Here is a 6,206-nt window from a genome sequence, read left to right as displayed (position 1 = left end):
GCCCGGAAAAGACACACTTTTCTTTACTTAACCCTTAGCTGCACATATCGATGAGCTATTCACCAACCAAGCCACTCGCCTAAACATCCTCTGGATGGCACACATCTCGCCCAATCGCCTTGGAGACCACGGGCGCCCAGGGCAAAGCCAGTCGAGCATGTTCGACCAACCGTCGATCGGCCAAAATTTCTTCCTTGGCGCCGACGCGCAGTTTGCCGTCGGCAAGCACCGCTGCCCTATCGGCGAAATTCCACGCGAAGTCGATGTCGTGCGTGGCGACGACGACGGCAGTGCTCTGATCGCGCAATTGATTGAGCGTGTGTGCAAGCTTTCGGGTCGCCTGCGGATCGAGGCCGGCGGAGGGCTCGTCGAGAAGCAGCACACGCGGATGCATCGCCAGCGCACCAGCGAGAGCGACGCGCTTGCGCTGACCATAGGAAAGCTGGTGCGGAACGCGTTCGGCGAGATCGGTGATCTCGGCGGTACCTAGAGCCTGCCGGACGCGCCGTTCGACTTCCTCGTTCTTAAGCCCCAGGTTGACGGGACCGAACGAGACGTCTGCAAACACGCTAGCCGCGAAGATTTGCTCATCCGGATCCTGCGTGACCATCTGCACTGAGCGACGGACCGCATTGCGGCCGTGCCGGGAGTACGTGTAGACGGTGCCGTCAAGGCGGACCTCACCACTATTGGGCTTAGACGCTCCCGCGAGCATACGCAACAGCGTGGACTTGCCCGAACCGTTTGCCCCCAACAGCGCTAGGCGCTCGCCACCCGAAATTGCCAGATCCACGCCTTTCAGAACGTGGGTTTCGTCGTAAGCGTATGTAACTGCAGCCGCTTCGACAATGACACCGTTGGCACCATGTACGTGATCAGCGCGATTTTTCCTGCTGCTCGACATCCCTATACACCCCATTTCAGCAGCGCCCAGGCCGCAATCAACGACAAAAGTAATGCACTGGATATCACGATGAACTTCGGCTGCCTGGGCCGCGAAATCACCAGTACTTTCATTGCGCTCGGATCGGCGCGCAGCTCGATTCCCTCTTGCATCTTGCGCGCGCGGGTAAAGGCAATGACAAAGAGGCTGGCGGACTGTGCCGCTACATCTCGGATCATCGCCCGGCGCGTGGAGTGTCCCAAGCGTCGTGCTTGCGCTTCCGTCATCGAGTGTGCGGAGTGAATCAGCACGCCGGTCATCCGGTAAATCACCTCGGCGAGGTACGTCAAGTATCGCGGCAAGCCGTGCTTGTCGAGCCAGGCAATGAGCTCCGAAATCGGAGTGGTCAGCGCAAAGACCATCGTGCAGCTGATACCCGCAAACGAACGCATCACAACCTGCGCCATTCGCTGCGGGCCATCCGGCGACCACGCGAGACCGTCGGGAGTAAGCGCTACCAAAAGCGGAAACGCGCCGACGAGCACAAAAGCCGCCGGTGCCAGCACCATTGCCACATACAGCTTGCGGGGCACTCGGGCTATGTACGCAATAGACCAAGCAATGACCGCAATGACAGGCGCAAAGGGAATTGGCGGTAGCGCAACCGCCAGAATCAGCAGCCCACCGAGCAGCAGAATCTTTTCACCCACGTTGCGGCGTGCCCAAGCGCTGCGCGCCGCTGCAGCTTCTAGCGCATTCACTGCTCTTTCTCGCGCTTGTCCGAACGCGCAGCAGCCTTCCCTCGGTAGAAGCCAATAACGTAGAACAGGACGCCAGCACCGATAACGGCCTGGAGCGCGAACAGACCCGACTCGACCTCACCCGGCAGCTCGCCGACGAGTGGCTCGAACCACGGCTCGTAGTTCGGGTCGATTTCCTGAATTGTCTCCGTAGCGGTGGCATCAGTGCCGGCGAACGGCTCCTCGGCGTCGTCGTCCCCGTAGTTGAAGAACAGCGGGAACATGGCAATTACGACTACCAGGACAATGAGACCAACGCTGACCCACACGGAGTTCTTCTTCGGCTGGCTAGCTGCCTGTGCGTCGACAATCTGCGCGTTGTTTTTTGCATTCATAATCGTGCTCTCTTTCGCTTCTTTTCGCTTGACGACGGCTACTGCTTCTGGCCAGATACGGATGCAGCTGCCGCATTCTGCGAAGTGACAGATCCTGCAACAGCGTCAGCCGTGGCTTCTGCAGCTTTCGCCTCCAGCGCCGGTGCTGGCGCATCACCGAAGCGGGACAGGAAGCCGAGATCGAGGAGCTCAGAATGTGCCACGGCCAGCAGGGTGCGCATGAGAATGACGGTGACCAGAGCCTCGATGATTGCCAGCGGAATCTGCGTGATAGCGAACAGGCCGAGGAATGTAGCCAGAGCGCCGCCGACACCGCCCGGGTTTGCCGGGTGTGCAAGAGCGAGCTGCACGGAGGTCACAACATAGGTGGAGAGGTCAGCGAAGAACGCTGCCATAAACACACCTGGTAGTAGGCCTCCGCCGAGCTTTCGAGTCAATACGTAGAAGGCGTAGCCAACCCACGGGCCGACGATTGCCATGGAGAAGATGTTCGCACCGAGCGTCGTAATGCCGCCGTGAGCGAGCAAGATTGCTTGGAAGAGCAACACGATGGAGCCAAGCAGCGCCATCACCGGAGGTTTGAAGATTACAGCACCAAAACCTGTACCTGTCGGGTGCGAAGTGGAACCCGTCACAGATGGAATCTTGATTGCGGAGAGCACGAAGGTAAACGCACCAGCAGCACCGAGCAGCATGCCGCTACCGGGATGTTCTTTCATAGTGCGCTTGACTTGAATTGCGCCGTGAATGACAAAGGGAGCGGCAGCTACACCCCACCCAATGCAATGAGTGACTGGGAGAAATCCCTCAGCAATATGCATGATGTAAATCATCTTTCTACGGCGCTATTCACCTCGACAGCACCGCTCGACCGCCAATCCGCGGACGCGAATTGGATGATTTACAGTCGGTCTCCTGGCTGATGGGCTGAGGAAAGCTTCACACTTCTATTAATGCCTCGCCTCCTTCCCCAAAGGTTTGAGTCCCTCTGAGTGGCTTCGACGAAGCACCGCAATCGCTGAGTCCATTGTCTGCGTTTTTCGGTTATCACATATAACCGCTGTGCAGATAAGGGCCACAATCGCACCCAATCACAGTGGCGAGGGCCGCTGCCTATTCACAAGGCATTCCCGTGCACTGTAAATCACGTCTCAGAATAGTGGATTCTAAGAAACTTTAATGCTCTTTACCCTCACAATGGAGGTAAGGACGAGCGAGGCAATGAGACAGCGTTAACGTGGCAATAGCAGGGGCATTGCGAAAATAGCGGTGCGACTGCGACGGCGCCGGCCGCGGCGACTATGACGGTGGCGGCACCGGAACTGACAGCTTCCACTTCCCTACGCAAGCCATAAAATAGACGAACTGGTCTGTACTAATTGCAGGATCAGGCGTACACTACGGCTACACGCGAAAACTCATTAGGAAGTCCTCTGTGATTTCCGGAATGGATAAGATTAATGACTATTTATAACGATGTCACTGAACTGATCGGCAACACCCCGCTGGTTAAGCTCAACCGTGTTACCGAGGGCCTGCCGGGCAACGTGATTGCCAAGCTGGAGTTTTACAACCCTGCCAACTCGGTCAAGGACCGCATCGGCAACGCAATTATCGATGCCGCCGAGCGCTCTGGCGAGCTCAAGCCGGGCGGAACCATCGTCGAGGGTACCTCGGGCAACACCGGTATCGCGCTGGCAATGGTCGGCGCAGCCCGCGGTTACAAGGTCATTCTCACTATGCCGGACACCATGAGCCAGGAGCGCCGCGTCGTTCTGCGCGCATTTGGCGCTGAGCTTGTACTCACCCCGGGCGCGGATGGCATGCGCGGCGCTGTCGATAAGGCCAACGAAATCGTGGCTAACACCGACAATGCAATCCTGGCTTCCCAGTTCGCCAACCCGGCCAACCCGGCTATCCACGAGGCAACCACTGGTGAAGAAATCTGGGAAGCTACCGACGGCAAGGTTGATTACTTCGTGGCTGGTGTCGGCACCGGCGGCACCATTACCGGTGCTGGTCGCACGCTGAAGAAGCACAACTCGGACATCAAGCTGGTTGCCGTTGAGCCGAAGGCCTCCCCGCTGCTGACCGAGGGCACCGCCGGCCCGCACAAGATTCAGGGTCTGGGCGCAAACTTCGTCCCAGAGGTTCTCGATCAGGAGCTTCTCGACGAGATCATTGCGGTTACCAACGAGGACGCTATTGAGGTCTCCCGCAAGGTCGCTGCAGCCGAGGGCATCCTCGGCGGCATTTCTGCCGGTGCAAACATCAAGGCTGCTCTCGAGATTGCAGCCCGCCCGGAGTCCGAGGGCAAGAACATCGTCGTGATTGTTCCTGACTTCGGCGAGCGCTACGTCTCCTCCATCCTGTACGAGGATCTGCGCGACTAAAGCCGAGCACTATAAGCGCCCGTAACCTTCTCTGCAGAGCCCGCTAGCTGGCACTTTCCGTCGGCAAGCGGGTTTTTGCATTGCCCACACCTCCGACCAGATAGAATTGACGCCCATGAGTGACTTTTTCCGAATCCTCAAAGAGGATCTGGACAATGCCCGTGCGCATGACCCAGCTGCGCGCAGTGATGTAGAAAATGCCATTGTCTACTCCGGCCTACACGCAATCTGGATTCACCGATTCTCGCACCGCCTCTGGAAACGAGGCGGGATTTTCAAGGGCATTGCACGAGTACTCGCACAGTTTTCCCGTTGGCTGACTGGTATTGAGATTCACCCGGGCGCTCAAATTGGCCGAAGGTTCTTCATCGACCACGGTATGGGCATCGTCATTGGCGAAACCGCAGAAATCGGTGACGGCTGCATGCTCTACCACGGCGTGACGCTTGGCGGCCGCTCACTGGAGAAGGTAAAACGCCACCCCACCCTGGAGGACAACGTCACCGTCGGAGCAGGTGCGAAAGTCCTTGGCCCCATCACAATTGGTGCAGGCTCATCAATCGGCGCCAACTCCGTGGTCACCCACAGCTGCCCACCCGATTCCATCGTGATAGGAATTCCGGGCCGCGTACGCCCTGCCAAGCCCGAAGAGCACAAGCCGTTGTGCGATCCGGCGGTGTACGTCCAGGGTGACGGAGACTTCATCTAGCCCCGCCCTAAAACTAGCTCTACATACAAAAGCCGACCGGCTGCTCTTCCTATCGTGAGCAGCCGACCGGCTGCTTTGTGCGTTCTTCGCCCTTCAGCGACTAGTCAGCCAGTAGATCCTGGTAGTCCGGGTTTTTCTCCACGAAGTTGGCAACAGCGGAGCAGCTGGTGCGAATCTTTCGGTTGTTCTTCCGAACATCATCCAGCGCGCCTGCGATAAGCGGCTTGGACAGGCCTTGTCCACGGAATTTGCCATCTACAACCGTGTGGTCAAAGTCCAGGGCACCTTCCACCGGGGTGTAAGCGGCAAAGCCGGCCTCTTCTCCCTCTACGGTGAGAACGTAGCGCTGACCGGCCTCATCATGCGAAATAGTGTGTGCCATTTTCGGAATCACTTCCCTCTCATGGTTGTGAAGCGTCGTCATTGCAAACGACTCTTAGGATGTAACCCAGATAACAGCTCTCGCTTCGGATTAATTCCGAATTCTGGTTAATTCTGCACTAGCGGGGGTTCGCCCGGGTGCTCGTCGGCACGCCCGACAGCGACACGGCACGGGACATCGCCCTTCGCGACCTTGGTCGCAGCCTCCCCCTCTGCCCACCCTGGGCTGACGGCCTCAGCGAGCGGGCCTGCCAGGTCCGCCATTTCGCAGTGAGACAGCCCCGGAGCCACCACACTGATGCGGTAACGCTTCCGATCCCCCGGATCCATGCCCGGGTTGGCCTCCGCCCACAAATCAGCGAGAGAGGAAGTGCGCCCCACATCGGGCATGACATCCTCGTAGACGTTGACTTCCTGATCCGGAATCAGTTCCGCGAGCACCCCACGAACCTTCTCAGCAGCCGATTGACTGCCCTCAGCATCCGTGTAGACGAAGATGCGCACGACCCACGGCAGCGTCTTATCGTCGGACAGCGTTCCTGCTGAGGCGAATTCCTTACTCATGCACAACATCCTATCCGCTAGGGTGTGTACGCGGTTTAATTTCCCCCACTTTAAGGTTTTCGCACGGCTCGATGCACTGTGCTTTACGACGATCCCCGCGACAAACAGGGTTAAGTAGCAAAAAGTGTGTCTGACTTTCAG

The 6,206-nt window shown here is 58.2% G+C and carries 8 protein-coding genes and 1 riboswitch; of the genes, 2 read left to right on the top strand and 6 right to left on the bottom strand.

Annotated elements, in window-relative coordinates:
• Nucleotides 1-79: 79 nt before the first annotated feature.
• Genes HMPREF2878_RS09000 through HMPREF2878_RS08985 form a run of 4 tightly spaced genes read right to left on the bottom strand, consistent with a single transcriptional unit; the run spans nucleotide 80 to nucleotide 2,839 of the window.
• The gene (locus HMPREF2878_RS09000) at nucleotides 80-904 is read right to left on the bottom strand and encodes an energy-coupling factor ABC transporter ATP-binding protein (RefSeq protein WP_049190261.1); all 825 of its coding nucleotides are present in this window, start codon (nucleotides 902-904) and stop codon (nucleotides 80-82) included.
• A gap of 2 nt (nucleotides 905-906) precedes the next feature.
• On the bottom strand, nucleotides 907-1,644 hold the full coding sequence (gene cbiQ / locus HMPREF2878_RS08995; protein WP_070549912.1) for a cobalt ECF transporter T component CbiQ: 738 nt from the start codon (nucleotides 1,642-1,644) through the stop codon (nucleotides 907-909).
• Nucleotides 1,641-2,018 carry an energy-coupling factor ABC transporter substrate-binding protein gene (locus tag HMPREF2878_RS08990; protein WP_049173058.1) on the bottom strand — a complete coding sequence of 126 codons (378 nt, stop codon included), beginning with the start codon at nucleotides 2,016-2,018 and terminating at the stop codon, nucleotides 1,641-1,643. The genes cbiQ and HMPREF2878_RS08990 overlap by 4 nt, the downstream gene beginning before the upstream one ends.
• A gap of 38 nt (nucleotides 2,019-2,056) precedes the next feature.
• A complete protein-coding gene (locus tag HMPREF2878_RS08985; protein WP_049190264.1) occupies nucleotides 2,057-2,839 on the bottom strand; it encodes an energy-coupling factor ABC transporter permease in 783 nt (260 codons plus the stop codon).
• A 66-nt stretch (nucleotides 2,840-2,905) separates the two neighbouring features.
• Nucleotides 2,906-3,175: riboswitch (cobalamin riboswitch) on the bottom strand.
• Nucleotides 3,176-3,478: 303 nt separating this feature from the next.
• On the opposite strand from HMPREF2878_RS08985, the gene cysK reads away from it, so the two are divergent.
• Both cysK and epsC read left to right on the top strand, forming a co-directional pair.
• Nucleotides 3,479-4,411, top strand: a complete 933-nt coding sequence (cysK, locus tag HMPREF2878_RS08980; protein WP_049173059.1) for a cysteine synthase A — start codon at nucleotides 3,479-3,481, stop codon at nucleotides 4,409-4,411.
• Nucleotides 4,412-4,526: 115 nt separating this feature from the next.
• On the top strand, nucleotides 4,527-5,120 hold the full coding sequence (gene epsC, locus HMPREF2878_RS08975) for a serine O-acetyltransferase EpsC (protein WP_005511963.1): 594 nt from the start codon (nucleotides 4,527-4,529) through the stop codon (nucleotides 5,118-5,120).
• Nucleotides 5,121-5,220: 100 nt separating this feature from the next.
• Here the strand turns inward: epsC and HMPREF2878_RS08970 are convergent, their stop codons facing one another.
• Nucleotides 5,221-5,502, bottom strand: coding sequence for a GNAT family N-acetyltransferase (locus HMPREF2878_RS08970; RefSeq protein WP_049173078.1), 282 nt, complete (start codon nucleotides 5,500-5,502; stop codon nucleotides 5,221-5,223).
• Nucleotides 5,503-5,609: 107 nt separating this feature from the next.
• Nucleotides 5,610-6,065: a hypothetical protein gene (locus tag HMPREF2878_RS08965; protein WP_048733759.1), complete on the bottom strand. Its 456-nt coding sequence runs from the start codon at nucleotides 6,063-6,065 to the stop codon at nucleotides 5,610-5,612.
• Between the last annotated feature and the right edge of the window lie 141 nt (nucleotides 6,066-6,206).

It is taken from the genome of Corynebacterium sp. HMSC065H09 (genome assembly GCF_001812845.1).
GTDB classification, from domain to species: domain Bacteria; phylum Actinomycetota; class Actinomycetes; order Mycobacteriales; family Mycobacteriaceae; genus Corynebacterium; species Corynebacterium jeikeium_D.
This window is presented reverse-complemented; position numbering and strand designations above follow the sequence as displayed.

Excerpts from the sequence above, each read along its gene's own strand:
- HMPREF2878_RS09000 (WP_049190261.1), bottom strand. The coding sequence starts at position 904 with ATGTCGAGCAGCAGGAAAAATCGCGCTGATCACGTACATGGTGCCAAC.
- HMPREF2878_RS08990 (WP_049173058.1), bottom strand. The coding sequence starts at position 2,018 with ATGAATGCAAAAAACAACGCGCAGATTGTCGACGCACAGGCAGCTAGC.
- HMPREF2878_RS08985 (WP_049190264.1), bottom strand. The coding sequence starts at position 2,839 with ATGCATATTGCTGAGGGATTTCTCCCAGTCACTCATTGCATTGGGTGG.
- cysK (WP_049173059.1), top strand. The coding sequence starts at position 3,479 with ATGACTATTTATAACGATGTCACTGAACTGATCGGCAACACCCCGCTG.
- epsC (WP_005511963.1), top strand. The coding sequence starts at position 4,527 with ATGAGTGACTTTTTCCGAATCCTCAAAGAGGATCTGGACAATGCCCGT.
- HMPREF2878_RS08970 (WP_049173078.1), bottom strand. The coding sequence starts at position 5,502 with ATGGCACACACTATTTCGCATGATGAGGCCGGTCAGCGCTACGTTCTC.
- HMPREF2878_RS08965 (WP_048733759.1), bottom strand. The coding sequence starts at position 6,065 with ATGAGTAAGGAATTCGCCTCAGCAGGAACGCTGTCCGACGATAAGACG.